An 18,089-nucleotide genomic window follows, 5' to 3' on the forward strand; every position below is an offset into this window, starting at 1 on the left:
GAGGGCTGCTTACCGGAACACCACGGTGCTGGTCTGGTCCAGCAGCACGCGGTGCTGGCAGTGCCAGCGGACGGCGCGGGAGAGGGCCAGTGCCTCGGCGTCCTGGCCCACGGTGGACAGCTGCGCCGGGCCGTAGCTGTGGTCCACGCGGATGACTTCCTGCTCGATGATGGGACCCTCATCCAGGTCCGCCGTGACGTAGTGGGCGGTGGCGCCCACCAGCTTGACTCCGCGGTCGTAGGCCTGGTGGTAGGGGCGTGCGCCCTTGAAGCCAGGGAGGAAGGAGTGGTGGATGTTGATGGCCCGGCCCTCCAGCGCCCGGCAGAGATCGTCGGAGAGCACCTGCATGTAACGGGCCAGGACCACGAGGTCGGCCTCGTACTCCTCCACCAGCTCCAGCAGCCTGCGTTCGGCGTCGGCCTTCGTGTCCGGTGTGACGGGGACGTAGATGAAGGGGAGCCCTGCGGCTTCCGCCATTGCACGGTGGGTCTCGTGGTTGGAAACGACCGCTACCAGTTCGCCGCCAAGGCTGCCGCCGCGCCAGCGGAAGATCAGGTCATTCAGGCAGTGCCCGAACTTGGACACCATCACCAGAACGCGCGGCTGGGTCTTGTCGTGGAAGCTGAAACTCATGTCGAACCGGCCTGCAATGGACGCAAATTCTTCCTCGAGCATCGCCGGCGTGTAGTTGGGGGAGCCGGAGAACGCTGTGCGCAGGTGCAGGGTCTCACGCAGGCTGTCATCGAACTGCTGGTGTTCCTCGATGTTGAAGCCACGCTCGAAGAGGAACGTGGTCACGGCCTGCACAATCCCTGCCTGCTCGCGGCAGGACAAGGTCAGCACGAACTTCTGCGCCTGCTCTTCCTTGAGCGCCGGCAGGGTAGCGGTTGCTGAAGCTGTTTCAATGAGGGTCATGTCCCTCCTCCTTCTAGATATATTCAAAAGATGCGGACTGATATATTAGATTGGCTGTCAGCGTATACTGGTCTCGAGGCGAGGTCAATAGTTTTTTTCTGGTTGGGAAGAAGGGGCTCAGCATGGCATTCGAAGCTTTGGCGGTGGCGGACGACGCCGGCAGGAAGTCGCTGGCAGACGTCGCGTACGAGAGCATCCGCGACTGGTTGCTGACCCTTGAAATCAAGCCCGGCGAGCTGCTGAATGACGAGCTCCTTGCCAAGAACCTGGGCGTGGGGCGGACTCCGGTGCGCGAAGCGCTGAAGCGGCTGGAGCTGGACCGGCTGGTGAAGACCTACCCCCGGCGGGGTACCTTCGCCACCAGGGTGGACGTGACCGACCTTTCCTTCATCTCGGAAATCCGGGCCCAGCTCGAGCCCCTTGCTGCCGCACGTGCTGCCCGGGTGGCATCCCCGGCGGTTCGGGACGGGCTGCGTGCCACGCTCGAGAAGGTCGAGGCATTCGATGTTGCCGCAGCAACCGTAACCGAGACGCTGCAGCTGGATGCCCGGGTGCACCAGGGCATTTACGCCGCCGCTGCCAACCCTCACCTGGAGGACATCCTGATCCGCTATGACAACCTGGCAACGCGGATCTGGTGCATGGTCATCGACCGCCTGCCGGACCTGTCCCACCACGTGCGCGAACACCTCGATCTGCTCCGCGCCGTCATTGACGGGGATGAGGAGCGGGCCTCCGAGCTTGCCAAGGCCCACGTGAGTGGATTCGAGCATGCGGTCCGGGAGGCCCTCTTCAAGGCTTAGTCCCGGCCGGTCTGCGCGTCTGTTGACATCGGGTGTGACCTGCACCATACTCTGAATCCAGATTGATATATCAATCAAATATCAGAGTTGGATTCCCATGAGCGGCGATGGCGCCGGCGAACGGAGCGACCAGTGAATTCCCAGGCAACCCTTGAAGCCCCGCGGAGAGCCACCGGCCTTGACCTTCAACAACGTGGCCAGGGCGGCGGCACGTCGAAAAAGGCCCTTGGCCTCCGGACTGACTGGGCGCGCCTGCCTGGCCGCAATGTCGAGGTGTGGCTACTGGGGGAGCGCGTGGCCAGCGGGGTGGTGGACCAGGCTGCGGAGGATGGATCGGTGCTCTGGATAGCCGCCGAGGGCATCAGCACGCGGCGCATCTTCGACAAGCAATCGGGCTACCAGATCTGGGTGTGACTGTTCTTAGCCCTCGACGCTGCAGGTCCTAACGCAGTCCGTGGCTGTGGGCCAGCGCAATGGCTTCGGTCCGCGAAGCCACGCCCAGCTTCCTGAACAGGTTCCGCACGTGGAACTTGACCGTGTTCTCGCTGATGTTGAGCGCGGCGGCTATGCTTCGGTTGCGTTGGCCCGCAGCCAGCAGTTGGAGGACCTCGAGTTCCCGGGCCGCGAGGTTCCAGCCCGAGACGTCTGCCGGAGAAGCAGGCGGGTCCAGGGGCAGCGTGACGGAAATGTCCGCGCCCCACCCCGGCATGAGATCGACTTCCATGCGGCCGTCCAGTGCCTGGACCCTGCGCTGCAGCCGTTCCATGTTCGGGGCGTCAGCCGAGAGTCCGCCCCGTCCGTCGTCCCGGACATTGATCAGCAGGTTTTCGCCGTCGCAGTCCCACTGGGTCCGCACCCTGCGGACTTCCGGTTGCTCCATCATGGCCAACAGCAGCCCGCGCACGATGGCCCGCGCCGCGATGGCTACCTCGCCGGGCAGCGCCCGGCCATTCAAGGGGGGTTCGATGAATTGCACGTCGATCCCACTGAACCGGGTCAGCGGACGCAGATCCTCGCGAAGCCGTTCGAAGGCGGTGGCCACCGGTTCCTTCACCAGTTCTGCCGTCTGGTCATTGTGCGTGCGCAGTTCCACCAGCGCCTTGGCCGCGGCGTCACTGACGGTGGCCCGTGCCGTTGCGTCATCCAGGGAGCCTGACCGTGCGGCCGCCAGGATGGTTTCCAGGGTTGTGGAATGAAGGTCCACCAGCTCGCCCGTGACCCTGATCCGTTCCGCGGATGCTGCCCGTGACTCCAGCAGGTAGGACGGCGGCGCATCCTTCACCTTCTCCTGGATCCGGCGTGCTGCCATTACCCAGAGATAGGACACGAGGTCCAGGTTCTCCATGTCCCCGGCCTGCTGCCGGCCCCCGGCCGTCCCGGGATAGGTAATGACCAGCAAAGCGTTGCTGGGAGCGTACCTCAGGGCGAAGGCCTGCCGTTGCCTGCCTGCGATCTGTGCCGTTCCCGCCCAAGGCCCCTCAGCGGCCACCTGCTCGCGCAGCTGCTGGAGTTCGCTGATCGATACCCGGGCCACCACCTCCCCGTCGCCTGACTTCTTCTGCGGGCGTCCTGTGCATTCCTCGGTGAAGATCACCAGGGCGTCGCCGCCAGTGTAGGGGCGGACAGCTTCGTGCAGCCGTTCGGCAATGGCGGAGAGGGGCGCCTCCGCGATCCGGGCCACCGCGCGGAGCAGGGGCCAGGGAAGGGCGGTTTCGGGGAAGTCCGTAACCAGCCGAACGGGCGGGGTGCTCTCAATCATCTCGACAGATTACGCGAAGAATCCCGTCCTGAACTACCCGAACGGGTGGTTAAAACCATCCCGAATTGGCGTATCACCTACCCGCCCGTTTCGGCACGATGGATGCCAGGTACACGATGAAGGAGGAGATATGGACTCAACCGTTCTGACCGCTCCCGCGGTGGAAGCAACCGGCGGGGCCATCACGGGCAATATCTCCCTGGTGTTAAGGGAGATCGCAGACACCGCGGCCCGCATCAGCCCGGACAGGCTGCGCCAGGCGGGCTCGATGCTGGAGAACGCCGACCGCGTCTTTGTGGCCGGGGCAGGCCGCAGCGGCCTGGTGCTGAGGATGGCAGCGATGCGGCTGATGCACCTCGGCCTCGTGGTCCACGTGGCCGGGGACACCACCACCCCCGCCATCCGGAAGGGTGACCTTCTGCTCGTCGCATCGGGCTCCGGCAGCACGTCGGGGATCGTGAAGGCCGCCGAGACCGCCGCCAAGGCGGGGGCCCGGATCGTCGCCTTCACTGCCAACCCCGGTTCGGCACTCGCAGGACTGGCTGACGCCGTCGTGCTGCTCCCGGCCCAGCAAAAGACCGACCACGGCTCGGGCGTCTCCCGCCAGTACTCCGGGAGCCTCTTTGAACAGGTGCTCTTCGTGGCAACGGAGGCGGTGTTCCAAACACTCTGGGACAACGCCGACGTCCCCGCCGAGCAGTTGTGGCTGCGCCACGCCAACCTCGAATAGACCTTTCCCGACTTTCCAGTCCTTTGGACAAAACCCCAACAGAAAGAAGAAGCAATGAAACTTCAGGTAGCCATTGACCTCCTCACCGTCGAGGACGCCCTCGAGCTGGCCGGCAAGGTCGCTGAATACGTGGACATCATCGAACTGGGCACGCCCCTCATCAAGGCTGCGGGCCTCTCCGCCGTTACGGCCATCAAGGAAGCCCACCCGGACAAGCTGGTTTTCGCCGACATGAAGACCATGGACGCCGGCGAACTCGAAGCCGACATCGCCTTCAAGGCGGGCGCCGACCTGGTCACCGTGCTCGGCTCCGCCGATGACTCCACGATCGCGGGCGCCGTCAAGGCCGCAAAGGCACACAGCAAGGGCGTCGTCGTTGACCTGATCGGCATCGCGGACAAGGCCACCCGGGCCAGGGAAGTGCGCGCCCTGGGTGCGAAGTTCGTCGAGATGCACGCGGGCCTGGACGAGCAGGCAAAGCCCGGCTTCGACCTGACTGGACTGCTACGCGCGGGCGAAGAATCGCAGGTGCCCTTCTCCGTGGCAGGCGGCGTGAACGTCAGCACCATCGCAGCCGTCCAGGCCGCAGGAGCCGACGTAGCGGTGGCCGGCGGCGCCATCTACGGCGCCGCAGATCCGGCTCTGGCCGCCAAGGAACTCCAGGCTGCCATCAACTAGGCCCTGGCATACAGCGGCGGCTCCACCTGGACCGGGGTGGGGCCGCCGCTGTGCCATGCCCTCATCGAGCCCATTCCGTGGCGGACGAACCTGGAGAAGGCCATGATCGTTAACCTGCCCGACACCACCACCTCGAAGGTGTCCAAGAAACTCATGGCCCTGCGCGAGCAGGGCGGCGTGATCGCGCTGGGCCGGGTCCTGACCCTGGTGGTCGTGACCAAGTCCGGACTCGAGGAAGAAGCGATCGAGGCCGCGAACGACGCCAGCCGGGAACACCCCTGCCGGATCATCGTCCTCGCCGACGCCGGGAAGGACGCCGAAGACCGGCTCGACGCGCAGATCCGGGTGGGCGGGGACGCCGGCGCCTCGGAAGTGATCGTGCTGCGCGGCTACGGCCAACTGGCCCACGAGTCCGGGTCCCTGGTGGCCGCGCTGCTGCTTCCGGACGCCCCGATCGTGGCCTGGTGGCCGCACGGCGTCCCCGCGAACGCGTGCGAGACCTCCATCGGCGCGATCGCGCACCGCAGGATCACCGACTCCGCGAACGAACCCGACCCCCAGGCCGCACTGGAACGGATCCACCGCACCTACAAGGCCGGCGACACCGACCTCGCCTGGACCCGACTGACCAACTGGCGGATCCAGCTCGCAGCAGCCCTGGACCAGGTCGACCCATCCTTGGTGCTTGCCGCCGAGGTGGAGGGCGCCCCGGATTCCCCCAGCCCGCTGCTGATGGCTGCCTGGCTCAACGACGCGCTGGACGTACCTGTGAACAAGGTTGCAGGACCGGCAGGATCAGGCCTTGGCCGAGTGAGCCTCACGCTGGCCGACGGTCGGATTCAGCTTCTCCGCCCCGGAGGCTTCGTCGCCGAACTCACCCAACCCGGCCAACCTGCCCAGCGGATCCCGCTCCCACGCCGCAGCCTCAGCGAATGCCTCGCCGAAGAACTCCGCCGCCTCCAGCCGGACCCTGTTTTCGGTGAGGTGCTGGCCACCGTGGGGCGTTTGTGCGCGGACAGGCAAGTGCAGCCGGTGCCTGAGGCCGGTTACCAGCTGCAGGGTTGCATGGTGGTGGCCTAGCCGCAGGGCCATTAAAGGATTTGGCCCCGGCGCATGATGCGCCGGGGCCAAATTCGGGTGTTTACCTAACGTGTGGCTGCCTTCTCCAGATCCTGCCCCTTGCCCGGGCACCTCTGGCCATCGGCGCACTCTTCTGCGCACTCGTGCTTTGTCACAAGGTCGAACTGCGCGCCCCGGTGTTGCTCCACGCCCGCCCGGATAGCCCGTTCCACCACAGAGTCCGCCAGCCGGCGGCGCAGGGAAAGGGGGTCCCTGCGCAGGTCCTTGGTGATGGCGAAACAAAGCAACAGCATGACGATCACGAAGGGCAGGGCCGCGACAATGGTGATCCGCTGCAGGCCCGACAACGCTTCGGAGGGCTGGTCACCGCCGGCCAAAAGCATGACGGCGGCCACGGCGCCGGTGAGGGCGCCCCAGAAGATGACCAGGGCACGCTTGGGGTCGGAGCTGCCGTTGGAGCTCAGCGACGCCATGATCAGGGAGGCGGAGTCGGCGCCGGTAATGAAGAAGATTGCCACCAGGACCATGGCCAGGACAATCACGGCCGCAACCATCCACTCCGGCAGGGGGAGGTTCTTCACCAGGTTGAACAGGGCGCCGTCAAAATCGATGGTTGCCTTGCCGTCGGTGACGGTCATCAGGCCCGGCGTGCCGGCTTTGTCAGCTTCCTGCTGGATGTGGAAGGCCGTACCGCCGAAGATGCCAAACCAGATGACGCTGACAATGCTGGGGACCAGCAGTACGCCGGTGACGAACTGCCGGATGGTCCGGCCGCGGCTGATCCTGGCGATGAACATGCCCACGAAGGGCGTCCAGGAAATCCACCAGGCCCAATAGAAGATGGTCCAGCCGGACATCCAGGTCCGCAGCGCCTCGTCGCCAACGGCCTCGGTGCGGGAGGACATTTCGGCCAGGTCGCGCAGATAGTCGCCCACCGCCGAGGGGATGAGGTTGAGGATGAAAAGAGTGGGGCCCGCCACGAAGACGATGGCGGCGAGGACCACTGCAAGGACCATGTTGACGTTGGACAGCCACTGGATTCCACGGCTGATGCCGGACACGGCGGAGGCGATGAAGCACGCTGTCAGGATGGCCACGATGGCCACGAGCACGGGTGTTCCGATCTCGCCTGTCCAGCCGTTCGAGGTGAAGCCGCTCCCGATCTGCAGGGCGCCAAGACCCAGTGACGCGGCGGTACCGAAGAGGGTGGCGAAGATGGCCAGGATGTTGATGACCTTGCCCACCGGCCCCTCAACGGTCCTGATGCCGAACAACGAGGTGAAGGCGGCGGAGATCAGTTGCCTGCGTCCCAGCCGGTAGGTGCCATAGGCCATGGCAATGCCCACCACCGCATACATGGCCCAGGGGTGCAGGGTCCAGTGGAAAATCGAGGTGGCCATGGCAGTCTGGATGGCTGCCGGGGTGCGCCCGTCAACCGTTCCGGGCGGGGGAGAAACGAAGTGGTACAGCGGCTCGGCCACCCCATAGAACATCAGGCCGATGCCCATTCCGGCGGCGAACATCATGGCGATCCATGACACCGTGCGGAATTCGGGTTTTTCGCCGTCCTTGCCCAGCGGAATGTTGCCGAACTTGCCCATGGCCAGCCACAGGACAAACACGACGAACAGGGACGCCAGGACCATGAAGAGCCAGCCGGTGTATTCCATGACCCAGTCCAGGGCGTCCTTGGAAGTGGTGGCCAGGCTGTCCTTGTCGGCAAATCCCCACACCACGAAGGCAAGGGCAATGGCGCCGGTGATGCCGAACGTGGCCTTGTCCAGCGTCAGCTTCCGGTCGCGGCGCTGGGAGACGGCCTGCTCCCTGTTACTCAGCCGCAGTTCGGCCAGAATCTGCTTGTGTTCGTTGACGGCGGGAAGGGCGGCTGTCGATTCCTCTTGGTCGGTGTCCAGAGGCTCGGGGGGAGCGCCATCTGAAGGCGGCACTTTTGGCTTGGCGGAGGTTAGATCACTATTAATGGCCATGAAAGCGGGTCCTTTGGCTAGTCCATGGGCTTGCGTTTAGTGCTGGGAATCGGGCAGAGCAATCCGGGGGTGAATTGCCGCGTGGCCGTTCGCCAGCGGTGGCAGGGCCTTGAGCCCCATGGGGAGGTGTTCCGCAAAGATCAACAGAGTTCGCGCTAAGCAACAAGAGTGCTGTACGTCACTTTGAAAGTCAAGGATGCCAGGCAGCGTGAACCTCTTGGGGCGCATTGTGTCGCCGGACCGAGCTGTTGCATAGTGCGCTTGTTGTTGCACTCCAGCGTCCGGGTTCAGTGCGCCGGCAGCGGCTCCCGCATAGGCGAAAGGGCAGGCCAACCGTTTGGGGACACAACAATGGCCCCGGGCACTGCCCGGGGCCATTGTTGTGTCATTTCCGCGTGTACCCCATATTGCCGCTGACCTGGAGCCCGGCTTCCTTGAGCGATTCGAGCAGGCCGGGAATCTTCTCGGGGTCGAACCGGAAGGCCGGGCCGGAGATGCTGAGGGCGCCAATCACGGTGCCCTGGTGGTTGTAGACCGGCACCGCCACGGCATTCAGGCCGATCTCGAACTCCTCGTGCACCACGGCGTACCCCTTGGCGGCTACCTCGAGCAGCTGTGCGTCCAGTTCCTTGCGGCTGGTGATGGTGCGGGCAGTCCGGGCAGCAAGGCCCGTCTCCTTGAGGATACGGTCCCGGTCGTCCGCCTCCAGGGCAGCCAGGAGGACTTTGCCGCTGGACGTGGCGTGCAGCGGGGTGAGGCTCCCCACCCAGTCGTAGGTGGCCAGGGTGGACGGGCCCATGGCCTGGTCCACATTCACCGCGTAGTTCGAGCGCAGGACCGCGAGGTTGACGGTTTCCTTGAATTCGTCGGCCAGGCTTTCCAGGACGGGCCGTGCCTCGCGGACCAGGCTGAGTCGCCCGGGGATGGAACTGGCCAGGCGCAGGATTCCAAAACCGAGCTGGTACTTGCCCCGCTCGCTGTTCTGGTGCACCATCTCGCGGGTCACCAGCGATCCCATCAGCCGGGAGACGGTGGACTTGTGGATCCCCATTTCCTCGGCTATTTCGCTCACGCCCGCGTGCCCTTCCCGGGCGAGGATCTCCAGGACGGTCAGGGCGCGCTCCACGGACTGCACGCCGCCGGACTGGCCGCCTTCGGCATCGGTATCGGATTCAGGGTCTCTATTCGAAGCCATACTTCCTGATCCTATGCCGGAAACTGTGACGGCGGTGACATTGGGTTAACGCGCTTGACACCCGGGCGCCCCCAGGCCGGCCTAGCTGCCGCGGTAGGTGGAGTACGCGAACGGGCTCAGGAGCAAAGGAACGTGGTAATGCTCCGGGCCGGTGACTTCGAAGACCAGGTCCACTTCAGGGAAGAACGTCGCGGTCTGCAGGCCGGCGTAGTACGTGCCCGTGGCGAAGTTCAACTTGTAGTGCCCGGGCTCCAGCTGTTCAGGCCCCAGGTCCTTCGCCCGGCCGTCGGCGTCCGTGCTGGAGGTGGCCAGCTCGCGCCAGGTACCGCCGTCGTTCTTCAAAAGGACGACGGCGACCCCCGCCGCCGGGCGCCCGGCGCCGGTGTCGAGGATGTGGGTGGTCACGTGGGAAACGCTCATTCGCTGATCAGTCCTTCAAGCCGCAGTACGGCGATTTCGCGCAGCTGCTGGGCCACGATGGTGTCTTCCTCCTGCGGGGAATTGCCGAGCCGCTGGTTCAGGGCCTGCAGGATTTCCGGAGCGGTGCGTCCGGCGGCCCGGATCAGGAAGACGCGGCCGAACTTCTCCTCGTACTCGCGGTTCCCCCGGGCCAGGGCTTCTGCTGCCGCAGCATCGGCCGGATCCACCCCGGCCTGCTCGGAACGGGACATGGACGCCTCGGTGCTGGCCGCCGTCGGACGTTCCCCGATCCTGGGGTGGTGGGCCATGGCGGCGTCAACCTCCGCAGGAGTGAAGGGGTTGGCTGCCTGGGCGGCGAACTCCAGCAGCTGGTCCCGGCTGGCGAACGGCCGGGCTGCTGCCACCGCCTCCACCCAGCGGCTGACGTCGATGCAGGGCCGGAGGGTGGCCTGGGCCGCGGCGGAGCCGGCGGCGTTGAATTCGGCAAGCTTCATGCTGGCGTATTCCTCGATGGTCATGCTGGCATCCATGGTGACGGCTATGCGGATGCCGGAGAACCCGGCGCCTGTTCGGGGATTTCCCCAAACAAGGCTTCCGCATCATGGAACTGTTATTTCAGCATACGTAATATTCAAGAACAGCCGCGTGGCCGTGTCAAGCGGCGGCGCGCAGCTCCAGCAGGGGCAGTCCTAATCCTGGGAGGACGTCCTGGAAAGGACCCAGGTGTTGGTGGCACCCTGGCGCTCGAAGGTCACCGTGGTGACCAGCGCCTCGATCAGCGCCAGGCCGCGGCCTGACTCGGCGTCGTCGCCGGGCGTGGCCGGCTCCATGGGGCCGTACGGTGGCTTGGCGTTGTAGGCACTCACCCGGGCCTGCAGCAGCGTGGGCTGCACGGTGGTCTCCACCCCCAGTTCCACCTCCCGGTCCCCGGCGGGCCTTGCGTGCTGGACGATGTTGGAGGCGGACTCGATGACTGCGGTGGTAAACGTCATCTGGTCCATGTCGTTGACGAACGGAACGTCCAGCCAGAGGCTGTCCAGGTCGTTGTGGACCGCTTCGATGGCGTCCTCGGCAGCAGGCCCCCGGAAGCTGCGCGAGGCCAGGACCTCAGTCATTGCCGAACGCCTCTTCGGCTGTGGCATACGCCGTAAGGACCTTGTCCATGCTGGTGAGCTTCAGGACCATGTTCACCTGGGGCTGCACCGCCGCGATCCGCAGGTCGCCGCCGGCCTGGCGGGCCGCCTTGAGGCAGCCGATCAGCGCGCCCAGCCCGGAGGAATCCATGAAGGCGGTGTTTTCCAGGTTCACCACGATCCGGTTGGACCCGCCGGCAATGACATCCGTGACGAACTCGCGCAGCTTGGGCGCGGAGACCATGTTGAGCCGCCCGTCCGCCTTGACTTCCGCGTACGAATCTTTGACCTCGTAACTGAACTCCATCAGGGTTCCTCTCTGTTTGCAGGTTCTGCGGCCGGTTCGTACCCCTTGTAGAGCACGGCGCGGACCAGGATGCTCATGACCACCAGGTCGAAAACCACCCAGACAACATTGACCAGGGTGCCCAGCGGTTCCGCCAGCCCGGTGGCAAGGCGGATGATTCCGACGACGGCGGCGACGGCAAGCAGGATGGACACCACGATCTGGGGCCGGATGAGGCTCCAGCTCGGTCCGCCGCTTTGGCGCGCCTTGGGGGTGACCGCGAACCCAAGGGGACGGCCGAACCACACGTTACGGGCCGCCGTCGTGCATGCCTTGATCCAGGTGGGGAACAGCGCCAGGCTGTACTGCTGCCCGCGCCAGGTGGGGATTCCGCGGCCGGCCACGGCGAACAGCAGCTGGTTGACCACCATGAACGGGATGAAGCGGATGAAGAAGTCCCAGCTCAGGCTGCTGACCGGCAGGATGCCCAGCAGCAGGTAGATGATGGGGGCCGCGAAGTAGATGACCGCGGCGAACCCGCTGAGGTAGGTCCACATGGTGGCGAAGTACATCAGGCGCTGGCCGAGCTTGAGGCCCTTCTGGACCAGCGGGTTTTCGCGGAGCAGCACCTGGATGGTGCCCTGCGCCCAGCGGAGGCGCTGGGTGAGCATGGTCTTCAGGTCCTCCGGCGCCAGGCCGTAGGCCAGGATCTCGTGGTGGTAGACGCTCTCCCAGCCCATGGCGTGCATGCGCATGGCGGTGGCCATGTCCTCGGTGACGGAGATGGTGGCCAGCGGCATTACCGGCTGGGCCTCGTCGCTGCGCTCCACGGTCAGCGCGTCCAGGACGGCCTGGACGGATTCCAGGGCGCCCAGCGGCGACCAGTCACGGGCGGACATGCGCTGGACGGCGTCGTCGGCCACCACCGGGACGCCGGACTCGCCCACGTGGGCCAGTTCCATGGCGGCGATCTCTTCGAGGTCGGCCTGCAGGGCGGCGACGTCGGCCTGGACCAGGGTCTGGACGGCGGCATCCACGCGGCGGCGGACGCGGTACGTGACCTCGCTGAGGGGCCTGCCGGCGTCCACTTCCTCCTGGGCCTCGCGGGTGGCTGCCTCCACCTCGTCGAGGACCTCGGCCACCAGGGGAGAGTCCACGTCCGCCGACTTGCGGGCCTGCTTGATGGCTGCCCGGGATGCGGCCAGGGCACGGCGGATACTCTTCTCGGTCTCCTTGACGTAGCCCACCAGGCCCAGCTGCATCAGGGCCTCGCGGCGAAGGATGGCGTTGGAGCCGCAGAAGAAGGCAGCGTTCCAGCCGTCCTTGCCCTGCTGGATGGGACCGTAAAACAGGGGCGCCTGGCTGCCTAGCGGATCATCGGCCGGCACATTGCTGAAGTATTGGGGGGTTTGGACCAGGGCCACCCGGCGGTTGTTGAAGTAGCCCAGGGTCTTTTCCAGGATGTCCGGCTCCGGGATCTGGTCCGCGTCCAGGATCAGCAGGAACTCGCCGTGGGTCACCATGAGGGCGTTGTTCAGGTTCCCGGCCTTGGCGTGGCGGGGGAGGTCCTTGGTCCAGTCCTCGCTGCGGGTGACGTAGCCCAGGCCATGCTGTTCGGCCAGGGCCTTGAGCTCGGGCCGGGCGCCGTCGTCCAGGATCCAGGTGCTGTGCGGGTGCCGGATCTTCTGGGCCGCCAGTGCGGTGGTGAGGACCATGTCCAGGTCTTCGTTGTAGGTGGTGATGAAGACGTCCACGGTTGCATCGTGCGGCGGCGCGGGAGCGCCTTTGCGGATCCTCAGTTTCCACACGGTCATGCCGAAGAGCATGACGTCGATGAGGCTGTAGGTTTCGGCCACCACCAACGGCAGGGCGATCCACCAGGCGTCCCAGTTGAGGGACGCCATCCAGCGCCACGCGATGTAGTTCAGGCCGGTCAGGACGGTCAGGACAACCACCACGCGGGTCCAGAAGCGGGTCAAGCCGGCACCTCCACGGGCAGGCGGCGGACCACAACCACCGTGACGTCGTCTTCGGCGGTTTCTGCGGGGGCCAGGGCCAGGATGGAGTTGCTGGCTTCCTGCGCCGTACCTGCGGACTGCGTTGCGTGCTGCACTGCCTCGGTGAATTCCTCCACTGACCCGAACACATCCAGCACTCCGTCGCTGACCACAACCAGCGAGTCGCCCGGGGCCAGCTCCAGGCCCGCCTGCGGCCACTGGGTCCCCGGCCAGGCGCCAACCGGTGGTCCGCCGGAGGGGAGGCGGTCCGCCGGTCCGGCCGGCTGGACATGCAGCGCAAGGCCGTGCCCGGCGTCTACATAGCTGACCTTGCCTGATGCCGCGTCCAGGCGGGCATGGAACAGGGTGACAAATGAGTTGGAGGAGTCCAGGTCGGCGGCGATCGCCTTGCTGGCGGCGCCGAACCCGGCGTCGAGGTCCTGCCGCAGGCCCGTGGAACGCATCACTGCGCGGACTGTTGCCGCGATCAGCGCCGCCCCCATGCCTTTGCCCATGGCATCGGCGAAAGTGAGGTGGAGCCCGTCCGGCGTCTGGTACCAATCGTAGAAGTCGCCGCCCACGCTTTGGGACGGGCGGAAGAGGCCCGCCACGTCGTAACCGTCAACCCGGATGTCTTCCTTGGGCAGGAGGCTTTGCTGCACTTCGGTGGCGCGTTCCAGCTCGCCCCGGGCAGCGGACTCCGCCGCGGCTGAGGGCCGGCGCCGGAACAGTGCATTGATCCGGGACTGCAGTTCCCGGGGGCTGAACGGCTTGCTGATGTATTCGTCGGCGCCGTTGTCCAGGCCGGTCAGCTTGTCGAGTTCGTCCGCACGGGCGGTGAGCATCACGATGAACGCGTCCGAGAACTCGCGAAGGAGCTTGCAGACCTCCAGCCCGTCAAGGTCCGGCAGGTTCAGGTCCAGGGTTACCAGGTCCGGCCTGGTGCGGCGGACTTCCTCCACCCCCGGGAGCCCTGCCCCGGCCTGGGTGACGTCGAAACCCTGCTTCACCAGGACGCGGACCAGGAGCCCGCGGATGTCGGGGTCGTCTTCGATGACCACGGCACGGCGGGTTTCGGGGGGAGAGACCATAGCTCTACTTCTACAGTATTAAGGCGCACGGGGCATGTCTTAGGCTCCACAGTTTCCGGTGACTTCGCTGACAGAAACGTTGTATGCGGCCCCCTCAGCAGATCTTGCGGAAATCTTGGCATCTGCTTGCCGGGACGTTGAGGAACGGACGTCACACTCGAAGGAACGCAGCAGCGTGCAGGCGGAAAAGCCCGACGACGGGCCGCGCGGCGGGCTGCATGGTTGCGGAGAGCGGGGAAGCAGCATGGAACAAGTCAAAAAGAGGGGAGCGGACAAGGCCAAGGCATTGCTTCGCCTCTATTTCCACTCACGAAAAGTGCGGGCAGCGGCCAGGGAACTGGAGAACGCGCTGGCCGAATCGCGGGAAGTTTCCAGCTGGCCCGGAGACCGGCTCCCCGTGGGGGAGGAGATGTCCCGGCACGTGGAGAAACTGACCCGCCGGCTCAAGCTCGAGACCGAGGCGCACCACAGGCTGGGAATCCTTTTCAAGACTGCGGGTGGAGGGCATTCCGTAGCGGCGCTCTAGGTGCCACACTTAGCAGCAATCGATTGGCTGGGGATAGTCAGGAGATTGCTGTGAGTTTGTTTGTCGGTTGGTCGTACCTGATGGCTGGACTCATGACCATGGACGCGATGCTGCTGGCGCTGTGGGCCATGGAAGTCGATTGGCGAAAGTACTGGCACCGGAAGTAGCGAAGTTATTCCAGTTGCAGCCGCATCAGCACCCGGGGGAAGCCGTTGAGCACCGAGGTGGTGTCCGCAGCCTTGGTGAAGCCAGTATCCTCGAACAGCTTCCGGGTGCCCACGTAGGCCATGGTGAGGTCCACCTTGCGGCCGTTGTTGTCCACCGGATAACCCTCGATGGCCGGGGCCCCATAGGAGCGGGCCATCTCCACGGCGCCTGCCAGCAGAACGTGCGAGATGCCTTTGCCGCGGTGGCCGGGACGGACGCGCAGGCACCACACCGACCACACGTCCTGGTTGTCCACATGCGGGATCTTCCTGTTGCGGGCAAAGGCCGTGTCCGCCCGCGGATGGACCGCTGCCCACCCAACGGGTTCGCCGCCGTCGTACGCCACAATGCCGGGCGGGGGATCCTGGGCCACCAACTGGCGGACCAGCTCCCCGCGTTCCCCGCCACGGAGGGAGACGTTCTGGCGGGACGGGATGCGGTAGCTCAGGCACCAGCAGACGGTGGCATCCGGCCGTTTGGGCCCCACCAGTGTCTTCACGTCCTCGAAAATTGTTGCCGGACGAACCTCGATCGCCATGGAACTATCCTGACACCCTTGCGCGAAACAGGGGGGACCAAAAGGCGGGCGCCGTCACTACACTGGGACGCATGACCGAGCAGGACCCGGGCAGGGCGGCTGCGGATTCCGACTCCACCGGCACCTTCCTGCGGAGCCCGGCAGAGCGCTCCCGCACCTTCACCGGCATCCTGGTGAACACAGCCCTGGCCAACATCACCACCAGCTATTTGTGGTTCGCGCTGACTTTTTGGTTGTACCTGGAGACGCGGAACGTGATTGCCACCGGGGTGGTGGGCGGCGCGTACATGCTGCTGATTGCCCTCTCCAGCATCAGCTTCGGCACCTTCGTGGACCGCTGCCGCAAGCTGGCCGTGATGCGCTTCGCTGCCTGCTTCACGCTGGTCATGTTCGTGCTGTCCGGGGTGATGTTCCTGCTGGTGCCTGCCGCGTCACTGCTGGACCTGGGGCAGGCATGGTTCTGGATCTTCACTCTGGTCATCCTGGTCGGCGCCGTGGTGGAGAACCTGCGGAACATTGCCCTGTCCACCACCGTCACCATCCTGATCGAACCGGAGCGCCGTGCCAATGCCAACGGGCTGGTGGGGATGGTGCAGGGGCTGATGTTCATTGTCACCTCCCTGCTGTCCGGATTGTCCGTCGGTCTGCTGGGCATGGGCTGGACCATCGCCGTCGCGCTGGTGCTCACGGCGCTGGCCTTCGCCCACCTGCTGACCCTGCGGATGCCCGAGGAGGTGCGGCCCGCGGCAACGGACGCCCGCGGCGGGTTCGACCTGAGGGGCTCGATCGCGGCAGTGCTGGCCATTTCGGGGCTGTTCGCGCTGATCCTGTTCTCCACGTTCAACAACTTCATCGGCGGCGTGTACATGGCGCTGATGGATCCGTACGGGCTGGAAATGTTCTCAGTGCAGATGTGGGGTGCTGTCTTTGCGGTCGGATCCACCGGGTTCATCATCGGCGGCGCCTTGATCGGCAAGTTCGGGCTCGGCGCCAACCCCCTGCGCACCCTGCTGGTTGCGGTGGCGGCCATGGGAGTGCTGGGTGCGGTCTTCACGCTGCGGGAGTGGGCGTGGCTCTACATCCTGGGGATCTGGCTGTACCTGGTGCTGGTCCCGTTCGTGGAGGCGGCCGAGCAGACCGTCATCCAACGGGTGGTGCCGTTGGAGCGGCAGGGGCGCGTTTTTGGCTTCGCCATGGCATTCGAGTCCGCTGCCGCACCGGTCACCGCGTTCGTCATCGCGCCCATTGCCCAGTTCTGGATCATCCCGTACGCACGGTCAGCGGAAGGTGCAGCCCGACTGGACCCGCTGCTTGGCGGGGGCACCTCCCGCGGAATCGCCCTGGTTTTCCTGGTGGCCGGCATCATCATGATCGCGGCCGCCCTGCTGGCCTTCCTGACTCCCGTTTACCGCCGGGTTTCGGCTTCGTATGCCCACGTGGCGGCGGAGGCGAAGGCAGGTGGTTAAACGCCCGGACGCTCCCGCAGCACGTGCGGAAGCGTCCGGGAAAACCCGCAGCAGGTGATGGATCGTCCTAGACGCCCAGGGCCTCCTTGAGGCGGGCGACGTGGCCGTCGGCCTGCACCTGGTACTGGGCCAGGGTGACTTTGCCTTCGGGGTCCACCACAACGGTGGAGCGGACAATGCCTTCGTGGATTTCGCCCTTGACCAGCTTCTCGCCCCAGGCGCCATAGGCCAGGGCAACGGCATGGTCGGGGTCCGAGAGCAGGGGGAAGGTCAGGGAGAAGTCGCCGCTGAAGCCGGCCAGGGCTTCCTGGGCATCCGGGGAAACCCCGATGACTTCGTAGCCCTTGCCCTGGAGGGAGGCGAGGCTGTCGCGGAAGTCGCAGGCCTCGGTGGTGCAGCCGGGGGTGGCGGCCTTCGGGTAGAAGTAGACAATGACGTTCTTGCCACGGTAATCGGCCAAGGAGGTCTCCCGGCCCTGGGCGTCCCGGAGGGTGAATTCAGGAGCCGGGGTGCCGGGCTGAAGCTTGGTGGTCAGGGTGGGGCTCATGGCGTTCCTTTGTAAGACTCGGTCAGTGATGGCCAAACATCAAGTGAAGCGGGTTGCCGCTTACTGATACAAACCAGCGCGTCATATGCAGTATTCCGCCGGTCCACGAACTGCAGCGTGCGGACCCGGCACAAACTGGTACCCGCCGCCGCGGACAGTTGCCACGGCATGGCGGGCGTTGCCCAGTTTCTTGCGGATCCTGCCCACGTAGACGTCGATGGAGCGTGCCGTGGCGCCGGGGAAATCGAGGGACTCCAGGAACTCCTGCAGTTCCTCGCGGCCCACCGTCCGTGACAGGTGGGTCACCAGGTAGCGCAGCACTTTGTATTCGACGCCGGTCAGGGCCACGGGCCTGCCGTCCAGCAGGACGGTGTCGGCGGCGAGGTCCACGGCGACCCGGCTGACGGGGCCGGCCGACGGCGGCAGGCGGGTGCCGCCGTCGTCATCAGTTGCGCCGGGGTTCTCCGCCGCGGAGGGAACCGGAGAGGAGTCGGCTGCGGCTCCTTCCGCGGCGGACGTGGGGGCTCCGGCGGCAGGCCAATGGACTTCCGCCTCCGGAGCAGTTTCGAGGGCCCTTGCCAGGACCATTTGGGCGGCGTGGCGCAGGAGTTCCGGGCTGGTTCCTTCGGCCGGAACCACCCACACGGCGAGACCGCGGGCGGCGGCCTTGCGTGAAGGAAATCCCGGCCGCGCCCCCGCCCCCGGATAGTGCGCTTCCACTGCCATGGCGTCT

The 18,089-nt window shown here is 65.8% G+C and carries 20 protein-coding genes; 7 read left to right on the forward strand and 13 right to left on the reverse strand.

The window, feature by feature from the left end; genetic code table 11:
- Window positions 1-9 precede the first annotated feature (9 nt).
- Window positions 10-915 carry a formyltetrahydrofolate deformylase gene (purU, locus tag AC3ANU_RS04505; protein WP_018771778.1) on the reverse strand — a complete coding sequence of 302 codons (906 nt, stop codon included), beginning with the start codon at window positions 913-915 and terminating at the stop codon, window positions 10-12.
- A 122-nt stretch (window positions 916-1,037) separates the two neighbouring features.
- On the opposite strand from purU, the gene AC3ANU_RS04510 reads away from it, so the two are divergent.
- On the forward strand, window positions 1,038-1,718 hold the full coding sequence (locus AC3ANU_RS04510; RefSeq protein WP_018771777.1) for a GntR family transcriptional regulator: 681 nt from the start codon (window positions 1,038-1,040) through the stop codon (window positions 1,716-1,718).
- Between the two features lie 132 nt (window positions 1,719-1,850).
- Entirely contained in the window at window positions 1,851-2,132 is a 282-nt protein-coding gene (locus AC3ANU_RS04515; protein WP_018771776.1) for a hypothetical protein, read from the forward strand.
- Between the two features lie 28 nt (window positions 2,133-2,160).
- Here the strand turns inward: AC3ANU_RS04515 and AC3ANU_RS04520 are convergent, their stop codons facing one another.
- Window positions 2,161-3,477, reverse strand: coding sequence for a helix-turn-helix transcriptional regulator (locus AC3ANU_RS04520; protein WP_134165084.1), 1,317 nt, complete (start codon window positions 3,475-3,477; stop codon window positions 2,161-2,163).
- A gap of 130 nt (window positions 3,478-3,607) precedes the next feature.
- Here AC3ANU_RS04520 and hxlB point away from each other — a divergent pair, with 130 nt between their 5' ends.
- The 3 genes from hxlB (at window position 3,608) to AC3ANU_RS04535 (ending at window position 5,965) form a co-directional block, all read left to right on the forward strand.
- Window positions 3,608-4,207 carry a 6-phospho-3-hexuloisomerase gene (gene hxlB, locus AC3ANU_RS04525; RefSeq protein ID WP_488315531.1) on the forward strand — a complete coding sequence of 200 codons (600 nt, stop codon included), beginning with the start codon at window positions 3,608-3,610 and terminating at the stop codon, window positions 4,205-4,207.
- A gap of 54 nt (window positions 4,208-4,261) precedes the next feature.
- On the forward strand, window positions 4,262-4,885 hold the full coding sequence (gene hxlA, locus AC3ANU_RS04530; protein ID WP_018771773.1) for a 3-hexulose-6-phosphate synthase: 624 nt from the start codon (window positions 4,262-4,264) through the stop codon (window positions 4,883-4,885).
- Between the two features lie 102 nt (window positions 4,886-4,987).
- Window positions 4,988-5,965, forward strand: coding sequence for a glucose-6-phosphate dehydrogenase assembly protein OpcA (locus AC3ANU_RS04535; RefSeq protein WP_488315532.1), 978 nt, complete (start codon window positions 4,988-4,990; stop codon window positions 5,963-5,965).
- Between the two features lie 65 nt (window positions 5,966-6,030).
- Here AC3ANU_RS04535 and AC3ANU_RS04540 read toward each other — a convergent pair whose 3' ends face one another.
- The 8 genes from AC3ANU_RS04540 to AC3ANU_RS04575 form a co-directional block, all read right to left on the reverse strand.
- Window positions 6,031-7,950: a BCCT family transporter gene (locus AC3ANU_RS04540; protein WP_488315533.1), complete on the reverse strand. Its 1,920-nt coding sequence runs from the start codon at window positions 7,948-7,950 to the stop codon at window positions 6,031-6,033.
- Between the two features lie 385 nt (window positions 7,951-8,335).
- A complete protein-coding gene (locus AC3ANU_RS04545) occupies window positions 8,336-9,145 on the reverse strand; it encodes an IclR family transcriptional regulator (protein ID WP_056391708.1) in 810 nt (269 codons plus the stop codon).
- 81 nt (window positions 9,146-9,226) lie between these two features.
- Complete coding sequence (gene uraH / locus AC3ANU_RS04550) at window positions 9,227-9,565, reverse strand: hydroxyisourate hydrolase (protein WP_018771769.1); 339 nt, start codon at window positions 9,563-9,565, stop codon at window positions 9,227-9,229.
- Window positions 9,562-10,059, reverse strand: coding sequence for a 2-oxo-4-hydroxy-4-carboxy-5-ureidoimidazoline decarboxylase (uraD, locus tag AC3ANU_RS04555; protein WP_056392068.1), 498 nt, complete (start codon window positions 10,057-10,059; stop codon window positions 9,562-9,564). Before uraD ends, uraH begins: the two co-directional genes overlap by 4 nt.
- Before the next feature lie 195 nt (window positions 10,060-10,254).
- Window positions 10,255-10,680, reverse strand: a complete 426-nt coding sequence (locus tag AC3ANU_RS04560; RefSeq protein WP_018771767.1) for an ATP-binding protein — start codon at window positions 10,678-10,680, stop codon at window positions 10,255-10,257.
- Window positions 10,673-11,005, reverse strand: a complete 333-nt coding sequence (locus tag AC3ANU_RS04565; RefSeq protein ID WP_018771766.1) for an STAS domain-containing protein — start codon at window positions 11,003-11,005, stop codon at window positions 10,673-10,675. The genes AC3ANU_RS04560 and AC3ANU_RS04565 overlap by 8 nt, the downstream gene beginning before the upstream one ends.
- Window positions 11,005-12,963: a glycosyltransferase family 2 protein gene (locus AC3ANU_RS04570; protein WP_488315534.1), complete on the reverse strand. Its 1,959-nt coding sequence runs from the start codon at window positions 12,961-12,963 to the stop codon at window positions 11,005-11,007. Before AC3ANU_RS04570 ends, AC3ANU_RS04565 begins: the two co-directional genes overlap by 1 nt.
- Entirely contained in the window at window positions 12,960-14,072 is a 1,113-nt protein-coding gene (locus tag AC3ANU_RS04575; RefSeq protein WP_488315535.1) for a PP2C family protein-serine/threonine phosphatase, read from the reverse strand. The genes AC3ANU_RS04570 and AC3ANU_RS04575 overlap by 4 nt, the downstream gene beginning before the upstream one ends.
- A 244-nt stretch (window positions 14,073-14,316) precedes the next feature.
- On the opposite strand from AC3ANU_RS04575, the gene AC3ANU_RS04580 reads away from it, so the two are divergent.
- Window positions 14,317-14,598 carry a hypothetical protein gene (locus AC3ANU_RS04580; protein ID WP_223992807.1) on the forward strand — a complete coding sequence of 94 codons (282 nt, stop codon included), beginning with the start codon at window positions 14,317-14,319 and terminating at the stop codon, window positions 14,596-14,598.
- Between the two features lie 172 nt (window positions 14,599-14,770).
- Here the strand turns inward: AC3ANU_RS04580 and AC3ANU_RS04585 are convergent, their stop codons facing one another.
- A complete protein-coding gene (locus AC3ANU_RS04585; protein ID WP_018771761.1) occupies window positions 14,771-15,343 on the reverse strand; it encodes a GNAT family N-acetyltransferase in 573 nt (190 codons plus the stop codon).
- 71 nt (window positions 15,344-15,414) lie between these two features.
- Here AC3ANU_RS04585 and AC3ANU_RS04590 point away from each other — a divergent pair, with 71 nt between their 5' ends.
- Window positions 15,415-16,809 carry an MFS transporter gene (locus tag AC3ANU_RS04590; RefSeq protein WP_488315536.1) on the forward strand — a complete coding sequence of 465 codons (1,395 nt, stop codon included), beginning with the start codon at window positions 15,415-15,417 and terminating at the stop codon, window positions 16,807-16,809.
- Between the two features lie 67 nt (window positions 16,810-16,876).
- Here the strand turns inward: AC3ANU_RS04590 and bcp are convergent, their stop codons facing one another.
- Both bcp and AC3ANU_RS04600 read right to left on the reverse strand, forming a co-directional pair.
- The gene (bcp, locus tag AC3ANU_RS04595; protein WP_018771759.1) at window positions 16,877-17,356 is read right to left on the reverse strand and encodes a thioredoxin-dependent thiol peroxidase; all 480 of its coding nucleotides are present in this window, start codon (window positions 17,354-17,356) and stop codon (window positions 16,877-16,879) included.
- Window positions 17,357-17,437: 81 nt separating this feature from the next.
- Window positions 17,438-18,082: a winged helix-turn-helix domain-containing protein gene (locus tag AC3ANU_RS04600; protein WP_223992806.1), complete on the reverse strand. Its 645-nt coding sequence runs from the start codon at window positions 18,080-18,082 to the stop codon at window positions 17,438-17,440.
- Window positions 18,083-18,089: the final 7 nt, after the last annotated feature.

The organism is Arthrobacter sp. SDR-2R (assembly GCF_057747955.1).

Bases quoted from the DNA above. Each gene is read 5' to 3' on its own strand.
- uraD (WP_056392068.1), bottom strand. From the start codon at position 10,059: ATGAAGCTTGCCGAATTCAACGCCGCCGGCTCCGCCGCGGCCCAGGCC.
- hxlB (WP_488315531.1), top strand. From the start codon at position 3,608: ATGGACTCAACCGTTCTGACCGCTCCCGCGGTGGAAGCAACCGGCGGG.
- AC3ANU_RS04565 (WP_018771766.1), bottom strand. From the start codon at position 11,005: ATGGAGTTCAGTTACGAGGTCAAAGATTCGTACGCGGAAGTCAAGGCG.
- AC3ANU_RS04575 (WP_488315535.1), bottom strand. From the start codon at position 14,072: ATGGTCTCTCCCCCCGAAACCCGCCGTGCCGTGGTCATCGAAGACGAC.
- uraH (WP_018771769.1), bottom strand. From the start codon at position 9,565: ATGAGCGTTTCCCACGTGACCACCCACATCCTCGACACCGGCGCCGGG.
- AC3ANU_RS04510 (WP_018771777.1), top strand. From the start codon at position 1,038: ATGGCATTCGAAGCTTTGGCGGTGGCGGACGACGCCGGCAGGAAGTCG.
- AC3ANU_RS04520 (WP_134165084.1), bottom strand. From the start codon at position 3,477: ATGATTGAGAGCACCCCGCCCGTTCGGCTGGTTACGGACTTCCCCGAA.
- bcp (WP_018771759.1), bottom strand. From the start codon at position 17,356: ATGAGCCCCACCCTGACCACCAAGCTTCAGCCCGGCACCCCGGCTCCT.
- AC3ANU_RS04590 (WP_488315536.1), top strand. From the start codon at position 15,415: ATGACCGAGCAGGACCCGGGCAGGGCGGCTGCGGATTCCGACTCCACC.
- AC3ANU_RS04580 (WP_223992807.1), top strand. From the start codon at position 14,317: ATGGAACAAGTCAAAAAGAGGGGAGCGGACAAGGCCAAGGCATTGCTT.
- AC3ANU_RS04585 (WP_018771761.1), bottom strand. From the start codon at position 15,343: ATGGCGATCGAGGTTCGTCCGGCAACAATTTTCGAGGACGTGAAGACA.
- purU (WP_018771778.1), bottom strand. From the start codon at position 915: ATGACCCTCATTGAAACAGCTTCAGCAACCGCTACCCTGCCGGCGCTC.
- AC3ANU_RS04535 (WP_488315532.1), top strand. From the start codon at position 4,988: ATGATCGTTAACCTGCCCGACACCACCACCTCGAAGGTGTCCAAGAAA.
- AC3ANU_RS04600 (WP_223992806.1), bottom strand. From the start codon at position 18,082: ATGGCAGTGGAAGCGCACTATCCGGGGGCGGGGGCGCGGCCGGGATTT.
- AC3ANU_RS04540 (WP_488315533.1), bottom strand. From the start codon at position 7,950: ATGGCCATTAATAGTGATCTAACCTCCGCCAAGCCAAAAGTGCCGCCT.
- AC3ANU_RS04560 (WP_018771767.1), bottom strand. From the start codon at position 10,680: ATGACTGAGGTCCTGGCCTCGCGCAGCTTCCGGGGGCCTGCTGCCGAG.
- hxlA (WP_018771773.1), top strand. From the start codon at position 4,262: ATGAAACTTCAGGTAGCCATTGACCTCCTCACCGTCGAGGACGCCCTC.
- AC3ANU_RS04545 (WP_056391708.1), bottom strand. From the start codon at position 9,145: ATGGCTTCGAATAGAGACCCTGAATCCGATACCGATGCCGAAGGCGGC.